Below are 15,702 nucleotides of genomic sequence, written 5' to 3' on the forward strand. Positions count from 1 at the left end.
CGCAATAGGGCTGATGGCCGCACTGGCGGCCAGCCCCTTTGCCGCATCGCAGGCCATGGCGACCGGAGTGGTCGAGGATATTCGCAATCATGGCGCGAAAGGGAACGGCTATTCGGTCGACAGCGCCGCGATCAATGCTGCCATTGCCGCCGCCGCCCGTCGTGGTGGGGGCGTCGTAGCCGTACCGCCGGGGCGTTACCTGTGCTTTTCGATCCGGCTGCTCGACAACATCACATTGGCCCTGTCACCGGGCGCGGTGATCGAGGCTGCGGACCCCAGCGCCTATGGCGCGAATTACGATCATCCCGAAAACTATATGGAACAGCAGTTTCAGGATTTCGGCATCACCCATGTGCACAACAGCCTGATCTATGCCGACGGGGCCAGCAATATCGCGGTCGTTGGGCGGGGGCTGATCTATGGTGCGGGGCTGGACCGTGCGGGGCCGGGTGATTTCTGGTGGAAACGCGATCAATGGCAATCGGCGGCCAGGCTGGGCATCACGCCGAAAGAGCTGATGCTGCGTAACCCGCACGAAGCGGCCATGGTGGGGCGCGCGAACAAGACATTCGGCCTGATGAACTGCCGCAGCGTGCAATTGCAGGATTTTACCATCCTGCAAGGCGGCCATTTCGGCATCATCGCCCACGGTTGCTCCAATATGCGGATCGAAGGGGTGGTGGTCGATACCGACCGCGACGGCATCGACATCGATTGCTGCCGCGACGTCCGGGTCAGCAATTGCACCGTCAACGCGCCCAAGGATGACGCCATCGTGCTGAAAAGCAGCCACGCGCTGGGCCGGAATGTGGTGTGCGAGGATATCCAGATACGCGGCTGCAAGACCAGCGGTTACCAGATGGGATCGCTGCTGGACGGCACCTATCGCAAATCGGATTACGGATCGCCCGACAAGATCGGCGTGCTGGGCCGGATCAAGATGGGCACCGAAACGACCGGCGGGTTCCGCAATGTGCAGATCAGCGATTGCATCTGCACCAATTCGCGCGGCATCCTTGTCGGCATCGTCGATGGCGGAGTGATGGAGGATGTGACGATTTCGGGCATCACCATCCGCGATCCGGTGAACCATCCGCTGTTCGTTCATCACGGTGCCCGCATGCGCGCGCCAAAGGGGGCGCCGATACAGGGCATACGCCGCGTCCGGTTCGAAGATGTGCAGATTTCGGGTGCCGACCCGCGCTATCCCTGCGGGGTCGAGGGCATTGCCGACAGCCCGGTTGAGGATGTCAGCTTTACCGGCATCGACATGCAATCGGCAGGCGGCGGCACGAAAGAGGATGCGGCGCGCGATCCCGAATATCGGCGCGAAACCAGCCTTGAAGTCAGCTATCTGAAAACCTTGCCCGCGCAGGGCATCTGGGCGCGCCATGCGAAGCGGCTGACGGTGCGCGATTGCCGCTTTTCGACTGAAGCGCCCGATGCGCGTCCCGCCGTAGCGCTCCGCCATGTCGACGGGGCGCTGATCGACGGGGTGACTTCGTCGATGTCGGGCAAACAGGCGGTATCGCAGCGCGACAGCAGCCATGTGATGGTGAAAAATACGGGAGCGTTCAGCTGATGGGACCGCAGGATCTGGGTTTTGGTGCGGCATCGATCGGCAATCTCTATCGCGCGGTGCCCGATGCAGATGCCCGCGCCGTGGTCGCCCGCGCGTGGCAGGCGGGGGTTCGCTATTACGACACCGCCCCGCATTACGGTTTCGGCCTTAGCGAAAAGCGCCTCGGCGCGGCGCTGGCGGAACTGGACCCGCAGGAAAGCGCCGTCGTTTCCACCAAGATCGGTCGCAGGCTGGACCCGCGCCCCGATGCCGATCTGACGGCGGTGCGGCAGGCATTCGTCTCGCCCGAACCGTTCGAAAGCGTGTTCGATTACAGCTATGACGCGGTCATGCGCAGCTATGAAAGCAGCCTGAAACGCCTGCAACGCAGCCGTATCGATATCCTTTACGCGCACGATATCGGCAGCTTTGCCCATGGCGCGGAGCATCCCCGCCGTTTCACCGAATTCATGGATGGCGGCTATCGCGCGCTGCGTGAGTTGCGCGATGCGGGCGATGTGGCGCAAATCGGCATCGGCGTGAACGAAATCGCCGTGTGCGAGGAAATGATCCATGCTGGCGAGATCGACATCATCATGCTGGCAGGCCGCTATACGCTGCTGGAGCAGGATCCGGTCGACAGCCTGTTGACGTTGTGCGCGCAGCGCGGCGTGAAACTGGTGGTCGCCGCCCCCTATAATTCGGGCATTCTGGCCAAGGGCGTGCGCGGGGACGGCCCTGTTCCCAATTTCAATTACGAACCCGCGCCGCCTGCCATCATCGAACGCGTCGGCGCGATCGAGGATATTTGCGCGCGCCATAATGTGCCCCTTGCCGCGGCGGCACTGCAATTTCCGCTGGCACATCCGCAGGTTTCCGCCGTCATCCCGGGCATGGGATCGGTGCGGCAAGTAGATGCGGCGATCGAACTGATCGGCGTACCCATACCGGAAGCGATGTGGAGCGAATTGCGCGCGGCAGGCCTGCTGCGCGGCGATGCACCGGCCGCGGCCTGAGATAGAGACGGACCCGCAAGCAGCGGGCCATATGGGAGAGTAGCGTGACGATTACCCGACGGGCGGTTTTCGCCAATGCCATGGCGCTGGGGGCAGCCGGAGTGGCGCGCCCCGCCATCGCCGCCACCCAAACCCGTGTCGAACGCTGGGGCGTGTTCGAACTGGCGCTGGCGGGACCATCGGCGGGCAATCCGTTTCGCGACACGCTGTTTTCGGCAGTTCTGGAAGGGGCAGGGCAGACGATCGAAGTCCCCGGCTTCTACGATGGGGACGGGCTCTATCGCCTTCGTTTCAGCCCGCCCGAGACCGGCGGATGGCGTTGGACCACGCGCAGCAATGCTCCCGCGCTGAGTGGCAAGAGCGGCCGCTTTACCGCCACCGCGCCGACGCAGGGCAATCACGGGCCGGTTCAGGTCAGCAAGGACGGGTTCCACTTTACATATGCCGACGGCACGCCGTTCCGCCAGATCGGCACCACCTGCTATTCATGGGCGCTGCAATCGGAAGAGAAATGCCGCCAGACGCTGAAAACCCTGTCTGCCGCACCGTTCAACAAGATGCGCATGCTGGTTTTTCCCAATGTCGCATCGGTCGCGACCGACCCCTTCGTCCGCAAGGGAGAAGGGCCTGGAAACTGGGACGCCACGCGTTTCGACCCGGCCTATTTCCGCCGCTACGAAGATCGCATCATCCGGCTGGGCGAGCTGGGGATAGAGGCCGATGTGATCCTCTATCAGCCCTATGACCCCAAGCGCGGCTATTCCGACATGAAGCGCGAGGATGACGAGCATTACATCCGCTATGTCGCCGCGCGTTTCGGGGCCTATCGCAATGTGTGGTGGTCGATGGCGAACGAATTCGACCTGATCGAAAGCAAGACAGATGCGGACTGGGACCATTTGTTCACCGTGCTTGCCGATGCCGATCCGCACAGCAGGCTGCGTTCGATCCACAACATCCACCGCTATTACGACCAGCGCAAACCGTGGATCACCCATGCCAGCGTGCAGAACGGGGCGGCGGTGCTCGATCCGATCCGCGCCGAACTGCACCGCGCCTTTGCCGAAAAACCGGTCATCTTTGACGAGGTGGTTTACGAGGGCAATATCGACAAGCGCTGGGGCAATCTGACCGGCGAGGAAATGGTCGAACGGTTCTGGCACGGGCTGATCGGCGGGACCTATGTGGGGCATAGCGAAACCTATGCGCAGGATCGCAACCCCGATCATTCATGGCTGGGGCAGGGCGGCACCTTGCAAGGGACCAGCGCGCCGCGCCTCGCTTTCCTGAAGCGCATTATGGAGGAAGGACCGGCACCCGGGATCGATGCGGTCCAGCCATGGTGGAACTATCGCGTGGCAGGGAAAGAGGGGGCGTATTACCTCCTCTATTTCGGGACCGAATCGCCCGCGGAATGGGAAATCCGTTTCCCGTCCAAATCCGACGATGCGATCCGCGATTACGAAATTGACGTGATCGACACATGGAACATGACGGTCGAACCGCAAGGACGATTCCGCATGGCGCGCAAGGATGAATACGACATCCATTCGCCCGTCCGCCCCGCGATCGCCCTGCCGGGGCGCCCCTATATGGCGGTAAGGTTGCGGGCAGCATGACAATCTCCACCCGCTTTCGGCCTAATTTACAGTCAGTTTGCCGTCGATCAATCGGGGCAAACCGTCACCGCTTGCATCGTCCCGCAATTCGGGCGGTAGAAGCGACTGTGCGAGGTTCTGGTAGCTGACCGGACGCAGGAACCGGTCGATGGCAAGGCTGCCGACCGATGTGGTGCGCGGATCGCTGGTGGACGGGAAGGGTCCGCCGTGCACCATGGCGGGGCAAACCTCGACACCGGTCGGCCAGCCATTGGCAAGGATACGCCCGACGCGGCGTTCCAGCACGGGCATCAGCGTGGCGGCCATGGCCTCGTCCTCGCCGTCCATGTGCAGCGTGGCGGTCAGCTGGCCTTCCAGCGATTCCAGAACGGCCTTCAACTCGCCTTCGTCGGCGCAGCGCACGATGACCGAGGCCGAGCCGAACACTTCATGCCCGATCGCGTTCTCGGCAATAAACTGCTGTGCCGTGGTCTGGAACAGCGCGGTGCCGCCGGTGGTGACGCTGCCTTCCTCGCCCTTGGCCAGCGTATCGACGCCGGGCAGGCCCGACAGCATTTCGATGCCCTTGGCATAGGCTGCGGCAATGCCCTTGGTCAGCATGGTCTGCGGCTTGGCTTCGGCCACGCCGCCGCTGGCCGCGGTGACGAAATCGTCGATGCCGTCACCGTCGACGGCCAGCACAAGGCCGGGATTGGTGCAGAACTGGCCTGCGCCCATCGTCAGCGAACCGACGAATGCCGTGCCCAGTGCCGCACCGCGCGCCTTGAGCGCATGGGGCAGCAGGATGACGGGATTGATGCTCGACATTTCGGCATAGACGGGGATCGGCACGGCGCGCGCCTGTGCAAGCTTGCTCAGCGCAAGGCCGCCTGCGCGCGAACCGGTAAAGCCCACCGCCATGATGCGCGGGTCCTGTACCAATGCGGCACCCAGCTCGTTCGAGGGACCCGACAGATGCTGGAACACGCCAGCAGGCAGGCCGCTGTCGGCCACGGCCTTGGCGATGGCCTGTGCCACCAGCCCGCCGGTGACGGGATGGGCGGGGTGGCCCTTGACCACTACCGGGCAGCCTGCGGCCAGCGCCGATGCGGTATCGCCGCCTCCGGTCGAGAAGGCGAGCGGGAAGTTCGACGCGCCGAATACGGCGACAGGGCCGACAGGGATCATGCGCAGGCGCAGATCGGGGCGCGGCAGCGGTTGACGGTCGGGCATGGCGGGGTCGATGCGGATCTGTTCCCACTGGCCCATGCGGACAACATCGGCGAACATTTTAAGCTGGCCGCAAGTCCGGCCGCGTTCACCCTCTGCACGGCCGCGGGGCAGGCCGCTCTCGCGCATATAGGCTTCGATCAGCGGTTCGCCGATGGCCATGATCTCGTCCGCGATCCGCGTCAGAAATGCCGCGCGTTCCAGGTTCCCGGTCGCGCGATAGATGTCGAAGGCCGCATCGGCTGCGGCGCAGGCTGCCGCGACATCTTCGGGTCCGTGAACGGTAAGCGGATCGCCGTGGGCTTCGCCGGTCTCGGCGGTCACGGAGCGGAATTCGGTCATTGGAATCTCCCTTTCAGAGTTATTGTATGATGTATGATCTATCTGCACAACCATGATAGTTGCGCCAAAACCAGTGTCTTCTGTTTCAGAGTTGAAACGACTGTCCCGCTCCGTAGCTGGGCGGTTCGCCGAACATGGCGGAACGATGGCGTAAGCCATGCACTCTCTCCGGCTAAAGCGAGGAGTGCCCGGTGATCGTCAGATTACCGAGGACCTCCAAACCGGCCTGACCATAGACCGCATCGGAATGGACTGGGCGGGCAATCCGTGCCCCGGTTCGCCATCAGGCGCGGCATCCATGTTTCCTCCACATTTGCTGCCTAGCCCCGCGTTATGGATGGGCGCTCCCCCCCGCGCTCACGGCCAATGCGCCGCATCAGGAAACCGCCGGCCTCCCCGTCCGGCGTCCCCCGATAGAGAGAGAATTGCATGACGCCTGTACCTTTCAAGCGAGCCCTTCTGTGCTCGACTTGCGCGGCCATGGCCCTCGCGTCGCCCGCATGGGCCGATGTGACGGTCGATGACGAAAGCGATACCGCCCTTGCCACCTCGGCCGATGGCAATATCACGATCGATACCGATGCCACGCTGGAAGTGGACGGCGCCGATCCGCTGACCATAGACAGCAATGGTACGATCACCATCAACGAGGACGGTGTGGTGCTGGCCGACGATGCGGACGGGCGTAACGGCCTGTATATCGCCAGCGGGACCAACGGCACATTCTTCAACGACGAAGGCGGCATCTATGTGCTGGAAGATTTCGTTCCCGATGACGACGACGGCAATGGCACCCCCGACGGCGCCGTAGCCGAAGCATCGGGGCGCACCGGCATTCTGGTCGATTCGACCACGGGCACGATCCAGAACGACGGCACAATCTATGTCGAGGGTCTGAATTCCGCCGGTATCCGTTTTGCCGACGGCTGGGCGGGCAGTTTCGACAATACCGATGCGATCTATGTCGTCGGGGATTACAGCACCGGCATCGCGACCGGAGACATTGCCACGGACTTCTCGGTCGGCGGAACGGTCACCACGGTCGGGCGGGGAACGCAGGCCTTGTTGGTCGATGGCGATGTCGATGGCAGCCTGGTGATCGATGGCACGCTGACCAAGGCGCTGAGCTATACCAATGACGACGGTACGACCTACACGCTGTCCCGCTCGCAATTGCGCGAATCCGTGGCGGCGGTTCAGGTGAAGGGCGATGTCGCCAATGGCGTGCTGGTCGATGCGCGGCCGCTGGAACTCGATTCCGACAATGACGATGAAGACGGCGACGGCATCGACGATGCGGACGAAACCAACGGCTCGATCACCAGCTATGGCGAATCCCCCGCGCTGCTGATCGGCAGCGACCGGGATATCACCATCGGCGGCGGACAGACACGCGATGGCACCTATTCGCTGGGCGTCGACGGTTCGGTCACGGCCTCGGGCTATTACAGCACTTTCGACGCGACCGCCGTCGTGATCGGGGGAGAGGGCGGCACGGTCGATCTGACCGACGGCATATCGGTTGGTGGGACAGTCGCGGCGACGACGCCCGACAGCAGCGCGGTGGCGATTTTGATCGACGAAGGCGCCACCGTCCCCGATCTTTACGTCAGCGGCACGGTGCGCGCCAATATCACTTCACAGGGCGAGGGTTCCGCCGTGGCGATCCGCGACCTTTCGGGCACGCTGAGCCAGATCGACAATACCGGCCTCATCACGACTTCGGGCGCGAGCGAGGACGAGACGATTGCTCTGGACCTCAGCCACAACACGAGCGGCGTGACCATCGCGCAATATCTGAACGATGTAGATGCGGCCGATTACGCCGAAGAGTTGGAGGACGAGGATTACGATCCGGACGATCCGACCATCTATGCCCGCATCACCGGGGACATCATGACCGGCACGGGCAACGATCTGCTCACCGCTTCGACCGGCATCATCGACGGCGACGTCTATTTCGCCGCGGGCGACGATGCGATGAGCCTGTCGGGTAATGCCGTCTATGGCGGTACGGTCTACTCGGGTGGTGGCAGCTTCGATCTTGCCATGGCCGACACGTCCGAATTCTATGGCACGCTGGATTCTGGATCGGATATCGCCACCGTCACGCTGAACGGCGACAGCTATTTCTATGGCACGATCGAAAACGGCGTGAATACGTCGGTCACCGTCAATGGAGGGCTGTTCACAATTACCGACGGCGAAACGGCCAGCTTCGACAGCCTGACCGTGGGTGCGGACGGTTCCTTCGGCGTGGTGATCGATGGAGAGGCAGGCACAACCTCCCGCTTCGACGTCAACACCGCGGAATTTGCCGATGGCGCGACGCTGGATCCGGTCATCACCCATTTTCTCGAAGCGGACGGCTCCTATACTGTCCTGACCGCCGATCAGATGACGGGGCAGGATACGCTCACACTCAATATCGACGACCTGCCGCTGATCTACGGCGCAAGCCTGACAAGCGACGAGAATTCGGTCACGGTCGACGTCGAGCTTTACACGCCGGAAGAGCTGGGGCTGAACAGCGCGGCCTCGTCCGCCTATAGCGCGCTGCTGCAGACGGCGGGCGAAAATGCCTATCTGGAAGCGAGCATCCTGCAGGCCGAGGACATGGATTCGCTGGAGGGTCAGTTCGCGCAGATGCTGCCCGAATACGAAGGCGGGGTATTCGATTTCATCACCCGCAGTTCGCGCCAGTCGTCGAAACGCATATCCGACAATATCGCGCATTTCGACGAATGGCCGGTCGGCATCTGGCTTGAACCCTTTTACGTGACCGGCAGCAAGGACAAGGGCGACACCGCCGGTTACGACGTATCGGGCTGGGGCATGTCCGGCGGATGGGAAAAGCGGCTGGGTAACAATTATCTCGGCGTATCGGGATCGTGGTCAAGCGGCACTTCTTCTACCGGCGACTATCGTGATGTCGACATCACGAAATACGAAGTTGCTGCGCACTGGCGCGCCAGTCTCGGGAATTTCTACGGCTTTGCCCGGGCAGGCTATTTCTGGGCGAACATGGACGGGTCGAACACTTTCACCGGCACTGTGTCAGACAGCGAATTTACCTATGACAGCACGGGCGAATGGAAGGGGACCGGCTATACCGGCATGATCGGCGGTTCCTATGACTACCGCGTCAACCGTACGCTGACCTTGCGACCCAAGATCATGCTCGATCACTATCGTCTGGATGAGAAGGGTTACGAGACCAGTGCCGATATCGACGCGCTGGCCCTGACGGTGGACAAGCGCTCCAGCGACGTCACCGCGCTGACCCCCTCGCTTGTCGGCAGCTTCCGGCTGGACCGGCAGAACATCCGCGACAATCCGCTGACTGCCGAATTCGAAGCGGGCTACCGCTCGGTTCTGGCAGGCGACATCGGATCGCTGACCGCAAGTTTCGAGGAAAGCGACAGTTTCACCCTGCTGCCGTCCTCGCTGCAAGGCGGCTGGACGACCGAGGTGCGGCTGAAAGGCGGCGGATGGGACCATGCATGGCTGATCGGTATCGGCGCCGAACAGACCAGCGGAAATATCGACCTCAGCGCGCGAGCCTCTCTCAATATCGCGTTCTGACAAGGGAAAGCGATCCCCCGGTCGATAGACGCCGGACGCAGCCCCATACGGCGTCCGGCAGGCCGTCATGTCCTGTGTCTTGGCACAGGGCATGGCGGCCATCATGCTTGCAAAGGGTTCGGTAAAACGGGTCGGTGAAGAGCTGGCTGTACGGGGCAGGGGGGCATGCCCTCGCGATCAGCGGGTTAACCCTGATTGTCCGCATCGCTGGGCATGGCAGATTTTCGCATGCGTACGGCTTTCGCATGCGGGTGCCCACCGGCTTTCCCCCACTGGCTTTTCCCTTGAAGCCAGCACGATCGCCCCGACTGCCTGTTCGGCCCTGACCGACCGGCGGGCGGGGCGTTCTGGTCGGTGGCACGCGGGGCGGGCCATATGTATCGACGCGCGGGATCATTGGCGCGCAGACGGCGGCGCACGGGGTGCCGCCATATCGGGAGATACGGGCGATGGTGCGTAATCTGGCAGCCGAGTTTTTCGGCACATTCTGGCTGGTATTCGGGGGTTGCGGCGCGGCTGTGCTGGCTGCGGGCTTTCCGGAGCTGGGCATCGGTTTCGTGGGCGTTTCCATGGCATTCGGGTTAACCGTGCTGACCATGGCCTATGCCGTGGGCGGCATTTCGGGCGGCCATTTCAATCCGGCAGTCTCGCTTGGCCTTGCCGTGGCGGGCCGGTTCCGCTGGCAGCATCTTGCCCCCTACTGGGCGGCGCAAGTCGTGGGCGCGGTGATCGCGGCGGCCGTGCTGTTCGTGATTGCATCGGGTCAGGTTGGCTGGGAACCGGGCGGTTTTGCGACCAATGGCTTCGGCACGCTGTCACCGGGCGGCTATGCGATGGCATCGGCTCTGCTGATCGAAATCGTGCTGACGGCGGGTTTCCTGATCGTGATCCTTGGCGCGACGAGCACGGCTGTACCGGGCGGCTTTGCCCCCATCGCCATCGGCCTCGCACTGACCTTGATTCACCTGATTTCCATTCCGGTGACCAATACCTCGGTCAATCCGGCGCGTTCGACCGGCGTGGCGCTGTTCGCGGACACGGCGGCCATGGGGCAGCTGTGGATGTTCTGGGTGGCACCGCTGATCGGCGGCGCAATCGGCGCGGTGATCTGGCGCTATATCCTGATGCCGGGCGAATCGCTGGAAGGGATAGCAGGTGAGGGCGAGATCGCCTGACGAACCTATGAATGCAGGCCCGTTTCTGCGGGATTCAAAAAAGGGGCCCGACGCCGTAGTGTCGGGCCCCTTTTATCTAACTGAAAGCGTGATCAGGCGCTCACAGGTTCGTCGTCTTTGTCGTCGCCAGCGGCAATGACGATAACAGCCAGGAAAGCGACCAGCGCAGCAGCGGCCAGAAGGGGAGTGCCTTCCAGCTGGCTTGCTTCGTTCGCAGGTGCACTAGTCCGTGCGTTTTCGACTGCCATAGCTGGGCCTGCAGCAAGCAGGGATGCAGCAGCGACTGTAAGCATGATTTTCTTCATCGGCTTCTCCGGTCTCTTGGCCCTCATTATGGCCGGTTCTCCGCGACTTATGCGGAACAGTGCCGAGGCCCGCCAATATGAAGGACCCCACGGATTGCGTCATCGAGAAACCATTGTGACAAAAAAATGGGGTCAGTCATAGCCCTGGACGACGAATATTTTTGCATTGCACAATAATATCGTGGTCGGTCTTGAAAGGAAAATGTAAATATTTGCTTTTGCAGCAAAGCAAGCTTCACTGGTCCGTCAATCCATGGATCCTGTGAGAGCCTTTTAAAACGGCGGTGCGCCGTTCCATATCCACCCCGCGAAACCCACCGCGATGGCAAGGCAAAGCAGCGCGCGCCATGCGGAGGCGGGCGCCATGCCGACGGTTCCGGCAGGGGCAGGGCGCGATCCGGTGACCATTGGGCGCACCAGATTGTCTCGTTTGACCGTTAGATAAAGCAATACAGCCATAACATGCAGCGCGATCAGCGCGACCAGCACCCAGAAGAAACCTTCGTGCCATTCGGTGAGGCTGTCCGCCGTCATCACGCCGACAAGCCCGTTCAGCGGGCCGGTCGCTCCGTCGTAGGGATCGCCCGCGAAAAGCCCCATGCCCAGTTGCAAAAGCATTGCACCCAATAGCGCCATCACGCTCCATCCGCCGGCAGGGTTATGGCCAATAATTGGTGCGTGGCCGCCGCCCAGCGAACGGAAATAGGCTAACACCGCGCCGGGGCCGCGAAGGAAAGAGACGAAACGCGCGGTGGAGCTTCCGAAAAAGCCCCACAACACGCGAAACGTCAGCAGCACCAGCAGGATCAGTCCCAGCCGCATGTGCCAGCCCATTTCGTTGTTTTCCGCCGTCCACCACATGGCGGGAATCAACAGAACAAAGCTCCAGTGGCAAATTCGGACAGGGAGGTCCCACAGCTTCACCGGTGCTGCAGCGGTCGCTTCGGTCAAGGAATCGGCTCCGCTCAGTCGTCCTTCTCGCGAAACTGGTCGTGACAGTTCTTGCACGCACCGCCCAATTCCTTGACTGCCTCGCCAACGGCAGCAGCTTCACCCGAATTGGCTGCGGCCAGCATGGTCGCGCTGGCAGCGGTCAGTTTCTCATGCGCAGCGGTGAATTCGGCGGGCTTTTCCCAGATCGCGTCCAGCGCTTCGGTATCGGCGCCCGATGCCGGGCCAGTGCCTTCGGGGAAATGGCCCGAAACCTTCTGCGCATTGGTATCGATGATCTGGGCATTGGTCTGGATCACGGCAAACTCGGGAGAGCCTTTCTCAAGCTCGCCACGGATCGCTTTGAAAGCGTCGCCGATTTCCTCGAAATTATCGTGGCGAACCTTAACGATATCCAGATCGGCCGCAGGCTCGGTCGCGGCGGTTTCGCCTTCGGCGGGGGCATCGCCGGCGGTTTCGCCGCAAGCCGCCAGCGAAAGCGAGAGGGCAATGGCGGCGATCGCGGTGGTGGCACGCGCAGTATGGATAGGGCGGTTCGAGGCCATGAGGGAGTCTCCCGTTTGGATAAATCCGGTAAAAGAGTGAAATCGGGCAAATCCGGAACGGTTCCTTCATCGCCAGCTTTCGCCATCAGCGTCAAGAGACGAGATTTTTTGTACGATTGTTGCGGTGCGGGTTCAATCGCGCAATATCGTACGTGATTGCGTTTTTTGGGGTGTCCGCGTGGCTTTGATTATTCCGGTTCGTTCGGTCGTTCTGACGTTTGCAGCGATGGCGCTTGCCTCATGCGGCTCCGCACCGGAGGAAGAGGCGGCTGACGTGGGGGAAGAGGCAGTCGCTGTTATGGACGCAGAGCCGGACGATATGGTCGAACCGATAGCCGATCCTGTGGAAGTAACTGCCGAACCCGAACCCGAACTCGCCGAAACGGCCTCGGATTCTGAAGCGGCGCCCGTCGCGCCCGCAGCGATGCCGGTCGCCGCGGTGGCTTTACCCGAACCGGCGTCACTGGCGCAGTGTAAATCCTGCCACAGCTTTGGCGAGGGCGAATCGGCGCGGATCGGGCCGAACCTGCATGGCATTTACGGGAACAAGGCCGCATCGGTCGCGGGATTCAATTATTCCCCCGCGCTGAAATCGTCCGGTCTGGTGTGGGACGAAAAGACGCTGGACGAATATCTGGCGGCGCCCACAAAGTTGGTGCCGGGCGGGCGCATGCCGATGGGGCAGACGAACCCCGACAAGCGCAAGGACATCATCGAATATATGAAGTCGCAGGGGTAACGCCGGTCAGGCGATCCACAGCCTGATTACCCAGCCGACCGCGCCCAGCACGGCGACGCTGGCCGTCCAGATCGCCGCCATCCACACCAGCCGCCGCCACAGCGGCTGCGCCTCCGCCGCCTTGCCGGGGGGGAGGGGGGTATTACGCCCGCTCAATGATATCCCTCGTCCGCGACCTTGCCGCGAAATACCCAATATGCCCAGAACGTGTAGCCAAGAATCAGCGGCATGGTGATCGCCACGCCCACCAGCATGAAGATCTGGCTGCGTTCTGGCGCGGCGGCATCCCATATGGTCAGCGAGGGCGGGATGACATTCGGCCAGATCGTCACGCCCAGACCGGCCATTCCCATCAGGAACAGAGCGATGGAGAGCCAGAACGGCAGCGCCTCGCGCCCCTGCATCAGCGCGCGGATCAGCCAGATCGCCAGCACGCCGGTCACCAACGGCACTGGTGCGACGTAATAGATTTCCGGTGCAGACAACCAGCGGTCGGCATATTCGGGCCGCAGCGCTAGATTATACAGGCTGACCGCGGCCATCAGCGCAAAGGTCGCCAATGCGGTCATTTTTGCCATGCGAAAGGCATGGGTCTGGCAGGGTCCGTCGGTCTTCCATACCAGCCATGTGGAACCTAGCAGCGCAAAGCCCGCCACCGTGCCCACGCCGGTCAGCAGCGTATAGGGCGTCAGCCAGTCGAACCAGCTGCCGGCATAGGCGCGGTCCACCACGGTCACGCCCTGCAGCATCGCGCCAAGGATCATGCCCTGCGACATTGCCGCCACCAGCGATCCGCCGAAAAATGCCCAGTCCCAGAATGCGCGGTGGCGCGGATCGCGCCAGCGAAATTCAAACGCGACACCGCGAAACACCAGCCCCAGCAGCATGGCGATGATCAGCGGATAGGTCGCGGGCAGCAAGATCGCATAGGCCAGCGGAAACGCCGCCAGCAATCCGCCGCCGCCCAGCACCAGCCATGTCTCGTTCCCGTCCCAAACGGGCGCGATGGCGTTCATCGCGCGGTCGCGCTCTGGCCCGGCTGCGATGGTGGGGAACAATATGCCGATGCCCAGATCGAACCCGTCCATTACCACATAGGCGAATACGGCAAAGGCAATGATAAAGGCCCAGATGGTGGTAAGGTCGATACTGACAGCCATCAGCCTTCTCCGTCCTGCGGAATGCCGCCCGATGCGATGCCCGCCGTGCGGATCGGCCCTTCGGCCTGCCGCTGCATTGCGGCCTCCTTATCGTGCGGAGTGGCCGACATCAGGCGCAGGATGTACCAGACGCCCACGCCGAACACCGCGAAATAGACGACGATGAACGCCAGCAGCGATGCGCCAAGGGCCGGGGCATCCAGCGGGCTGGCGGAATCGGCGGTGCGCAGCAGACCATAAACGGTCCACGGCTGGCGGCCCACCTCGGTAGTGAACCAGCCTGCGATCACCGCGACGAAGCCCGCAGGCCCCATCGCCAACGCCGCGCGGTGTAGCCACGACCAGTCGTATAATTTGCCGCGCAGCCGCGCCAGCAGGCTCCACGCGCCAAGCCCCAGCATCGCAAAGCCCAGCCCAACCATGATACGAAACGCCCAGAACACCACGCCGACGGGCGGATGATCTTTCTTGGGAACGGTGTCGAGGCCGTCCAGCGGCGCATCCCATTCATGTTTCAGGATCAGCGAGGAGAGCTTCGGGATCTCTACTGCGTAATGCACCGTCTCTTGCTCGCTGTCGGGAATGCCGAACAGGATCAGCGGCGCGCCGTCGGGGTGGCTCTGGAAATGGCCTTCCATGGCCATAACTTTGGCGGGCTGGTGTTCCAGAGTGTTCAGCCCGTGCATGTCGCCGACGAAAATCTGGATCGGGGCGACCACCATGACCATGCCCATCGCCATGGAGAACATGGTGCGCGCCTGCTTGTTCGTCCTGTCCGTCAGCAAATGCCACGCGCCCACGCCGCCCACGGCCAGCGCCGTCGTCAGATAGGCTGCCGTCGCCGTATGGACGAGGCGGAAGGGAAAGCTGGGGTTGAAGATGATGTCGATCCAGCTGTCGCCCGGCAGGAACTGTCCGTTTGCGCCGATGAGATAGCCGGTGGGCGTATGCATCCAGCTGTTGACCGACAGGATCCAGAACGCGCTGATGAATGTGCCCACGGCCACCATCAATGTTGCGGCGAAATGCAGCTTGCGTCCCACGCGTTCCATGCCGAACAGCATCACGCCCAGAAAGCCCGCTTCCAGAAAGAACGCGGTCAGCACCTCATAAGCCATCAGCGGTCCGATCACCGGTCCGGCCTTGTCGGAAAACACCGACCAGTTGGTGCCGAACTGGTAGCTCATCACGATGCCCGATACGACGCCCATGGCAAAGGCGATGGCAAAGATTTTCAGCCAGTATCGGAACAGATCGAGATAGCGTTCCCGCCCGGTCCACAGCCACATGCCTTCCAATACGGCAAGATAGCTGGCCAACCCGATCGAAAATGACGGGAAGATGAAATGGAAGCTGACCGTGAACGCGAATTGCGCGCGGGCCAGAAACAGCGCGTCGAGTCCTTCGAACATGGGCTGCGCTTCTAGACCCGATTGTCAGTAGCTTGAAGAGCGTATTCGGCAAATCCGATTGCGTGTGATGCAAGTCTGGATGG

13 protein-coding genes are annotated in these 15,702 nt (G+C 62.3%); 6 read left to right on the forward strand and 7 right to left on the reverse strand.

Features of this window, described 5'->3' with window-relative positions; all coding sequences use genetic code 11:
* Positions 1-13: 13 nt before the first annotated feature.
* Genes LOZ77_RS04175 through LOZ77_RS04185 form a run of 3 tightly spaced genes read left to right on the forward strand, consistent with a single transcriptional unit; the run spans position 14 to position 4,196 of the window.
* Positions 14-1,582, forward strand: a complete 1,569-nt coding sequence (locus tag LOZ77_RS04175; RefSeq protein WP_230280936.1) for a glycoside hydrolase family 28 protein — start codon at positions 14-16, stop codon at positions 1,580-1,582.
* Positions 1,582-2,577, forward strand: coding sequence for an aldo/keto reductase (locus LOZ77_RS04180; protein ID WP_230280937.1), 996 nt, complete (start codon positions 1,582-1,584; stop codon positions 2,575-2,577). Before LOZ77_RS04175 ends, LOZ77_RS04180 begins: the two co-directional genes overlap by 1 nt.
* A gap of 44 nt (positions 2,578-2,621) precedes the next feature.
* Positions 2,622-4,196 (forward strand): DUF5060 domain-containing protein, encoded by a 1,575-nt coding sequence (locus tag LOZ77_RS04185; protein ID WP_230280938.1) that lies wholly within the window; start codon positions 2,622-2,624, stop codon positions 4,194-4,196.
* A gap of 21 nt (positions 4,197-4,217) precedes the next feature.
* Here LOZ77_RS04185 and LOZ77_RS04190 read toward each other — a convergent pair whose 3' ends face one another.
* Complete coding sequence (locus LOZ77_RS04190) at positions 4,218-5,747, reverse strand: aldehyde dehydrogenase (NADP(+)) (RefSeq protein ID WP_230280939.1); 1,530 nt, start codon at positions 5,745-5,747, stop codon at positions 4,218-4,220.
* Positions 5,748-6,227: 480 nt separating this feature from the next.
* On the opposite strand from LOZ77_RS04190, the gene LOZ77_RS04195 reads away from it, so the two are divergent.
* Positions 6,228-9,332, forward strand: coding sequence for an autotransporter domain-containing protein (locus tag LOZ77_RS04195; protein ID WP_230280940.1), 3,105 nt, complete (start codon positions 6,228-6,230; stop codon positions 9,330-9,332).
* Between the two features lie 449 nt (positions 9,333-9,781).
* A complete protein-coding gene (gene aqpZ / locus LOZ77_RS04200; RefSeq protein WP_230280941.1) occupies positions 9,782-10,507 on the forward strand; it encodes an aquaporin Z in 726 nt (241 codons plus the stop codon).
* A gap of 92 nt (positions 10,508-10,599) precedes the next feature.
* Here the strand turns inward: aqpZ and LOZ77_RS04205 are convergent, their stop codons facing one another.
* The 3 genes from LOZ77_RS04205 to LOZ77_RS04215 form a co-directional block, all read right to left on the reverse strand.
* Positions 10,600-10,812, reverse strand: a complete 213-nt coding sequence (locus LOZ77_RS04205; RefSeq protein ID WP_230280942.1) for a hypothetical protein — start codon at positions 10,810-10,812, stop codon at positions 10,600-10,602.
* Between the two features lie 273 nt (positions 10,813-11,085).
* Positions 11,086-11,763 carry a cytochrome b/b6 domain-containing protein gene (locus tag LOZ77_RS04210; protein WP_230280943.1) on the reverse strand — a complete coding sequence of 226 codons (678 nt, stop codon included), beginning with the start codon at positions 11,761-11,763 and terminating at the stop codon, positions 11,086-11,088.
* A 14-nt stretch (positions 11,764-11,777) separates the two neighbouring features.
* Positions 11,778-12,308: a cytochrome c gene (locus LOZ77_RS04215; protein ID WP_230280944.1), complete on the reverse strand. Its 531-nt coding sequence runs from the start codon at positions 12,306-12,308 to the stop codon at positions 11,778-11,780.
* Between the two features lie 178 nt (positions 12,309-12,486).
* On the opposite strand from LOZ77_RS04215, the gene LOZ77_RS04220 reads away from it, so the two are divergent.
* On the forward strand, positions 12,487-13,047 hold the full coding sequence (locus LOZ77_RS04220; RefSeq protein WP_230280945.1) for a cytochrome c family protein: 561 nt from the start codon (positions 12,487-12,489) through the stop codon (positions 13,045-13,047).
* 6 nt (positions 13,048-13,053) lie between these two features.
* Here LOZ77_RS04220 and LOZ77_RS17920 read toward each other — a convergent pair whose 3' ends face one another.
* From LOZ77_RS17920 to LOZ77_RS04235, 3 genes are read right to left on the reverse strand one after another with little or no spacing between them, the layout of a single operon-like run.
* Positions 13,054-13,203, reverse strand: a complete 150-nt coding sequence (locus tag LOZ77_RS17920) for a DUF2474 domain-containing protein (protein ID WP_370638043.1) — start codon at positions 13,201-13,203, stop codon at positions 13,054-13,056.
* Positions 13,200-14,207, reverse strand: a complete 1,008-nt coding sequence (gene cydB, locus LOZ77_RS04230; RefSeq protein WP_230280946.1) for a cytochrome d ubiquinol oxidase subunit II — start codon at positions 14,205-14,207, stop codon at positions 13,200-13,202. The genes LOZ77_RS17920 and cydB overlap by 4 nt, the downstream gene beginning before the upstream one ends.
* The gene (locus LOZ77_RS04235) at positions 14,207-15,619 is read right to left on the reverse strand and encodes a cytochrome ubiquinol oxidase subunit I (protein WP_230280947.1); all 1,413 of its coding nucleotides are present in this window, start codon (positions 15,617-15,619) and stop codon (positions 14,207-14,209) included. Before LOZ77_RS04235 ends, cydB begins: the two co-directional genes overlap by 1 nt.
* Positions 15,620-15,702 lie beyond the last annotated feature (83 nt).

This window comes from Croceicoccus sp. Ery15, from assembly GCF_020985305.1.
Classification (GTDB): domain Bacteria; phylum Pseudomonadota; class Alphaproteobacteria; order Sphingomonadales; family Sphingomonadaceae; genus Croceicoccus.

Coding starts and splice junctions, on each gene's coding strand:
- LOZ77_RS04175 (WP_230280936.1), top strand. CDS start 14: ATGGCCGCACTGGCGGCCAGCCCCTTTGCCGCATCGCAGGCCATGGCG.
- LOZ77_RS04180 (WP_230280937.1), top strand. CDS start 1,582: ATGGGACCGCAGGATCTGGGTTTTGGTGCGGCATCGATCGGCAATCTC.
- LOZ77_RS04190 (WP_230280939.1), bottom strand. CDS start 5,747: ATGACCGAATTCCGCTCCGTGACCGCCGAGACCGGCGAAGCCCACGGC.
- LOZ77_RS04195 (WP_230280940.1), top strand. CDS start 6,228: ATGGCCCTCGCGTCGCCCGCATGGGCCGATGTGACGGTCGATGACGAA.
- aqpZ (WP_230280941.1), top strand. CDS start 9,782: ATGGTGCGTAATCTGGCAGCCGAGTTTTTCGGCACATTCTGGCTGGTA.
- LOZ77_RS04205 (WP_230280942.1), bottom strand. CDS start 10,812: ATGAAGAAAATCATGCTTACAGTCGCTGCTGCATCCCTGCTTGCTGCA.
- LOZ77_RS04215 (WP_230280944.1), bottom strand. CDS start 12,308: ATGGCCTCGAACCGCCCTATCCATACTGCGCGTGCCACCACCGCGATC.
- cydB (WP_230280946.1), bottom strand. CDS start 14,207: ATGGCTGTCAGTATCGACCTTACCACCATCTGGGCCTTTATCATTGCC.
- LOZ77_RS04235 (WP_230280947.1), bottom strand. CDS start 15,619: ATGTTCGAAGGACTCGACGCGCTGTTTCTGGCCCGCGCGCAATTCGCG.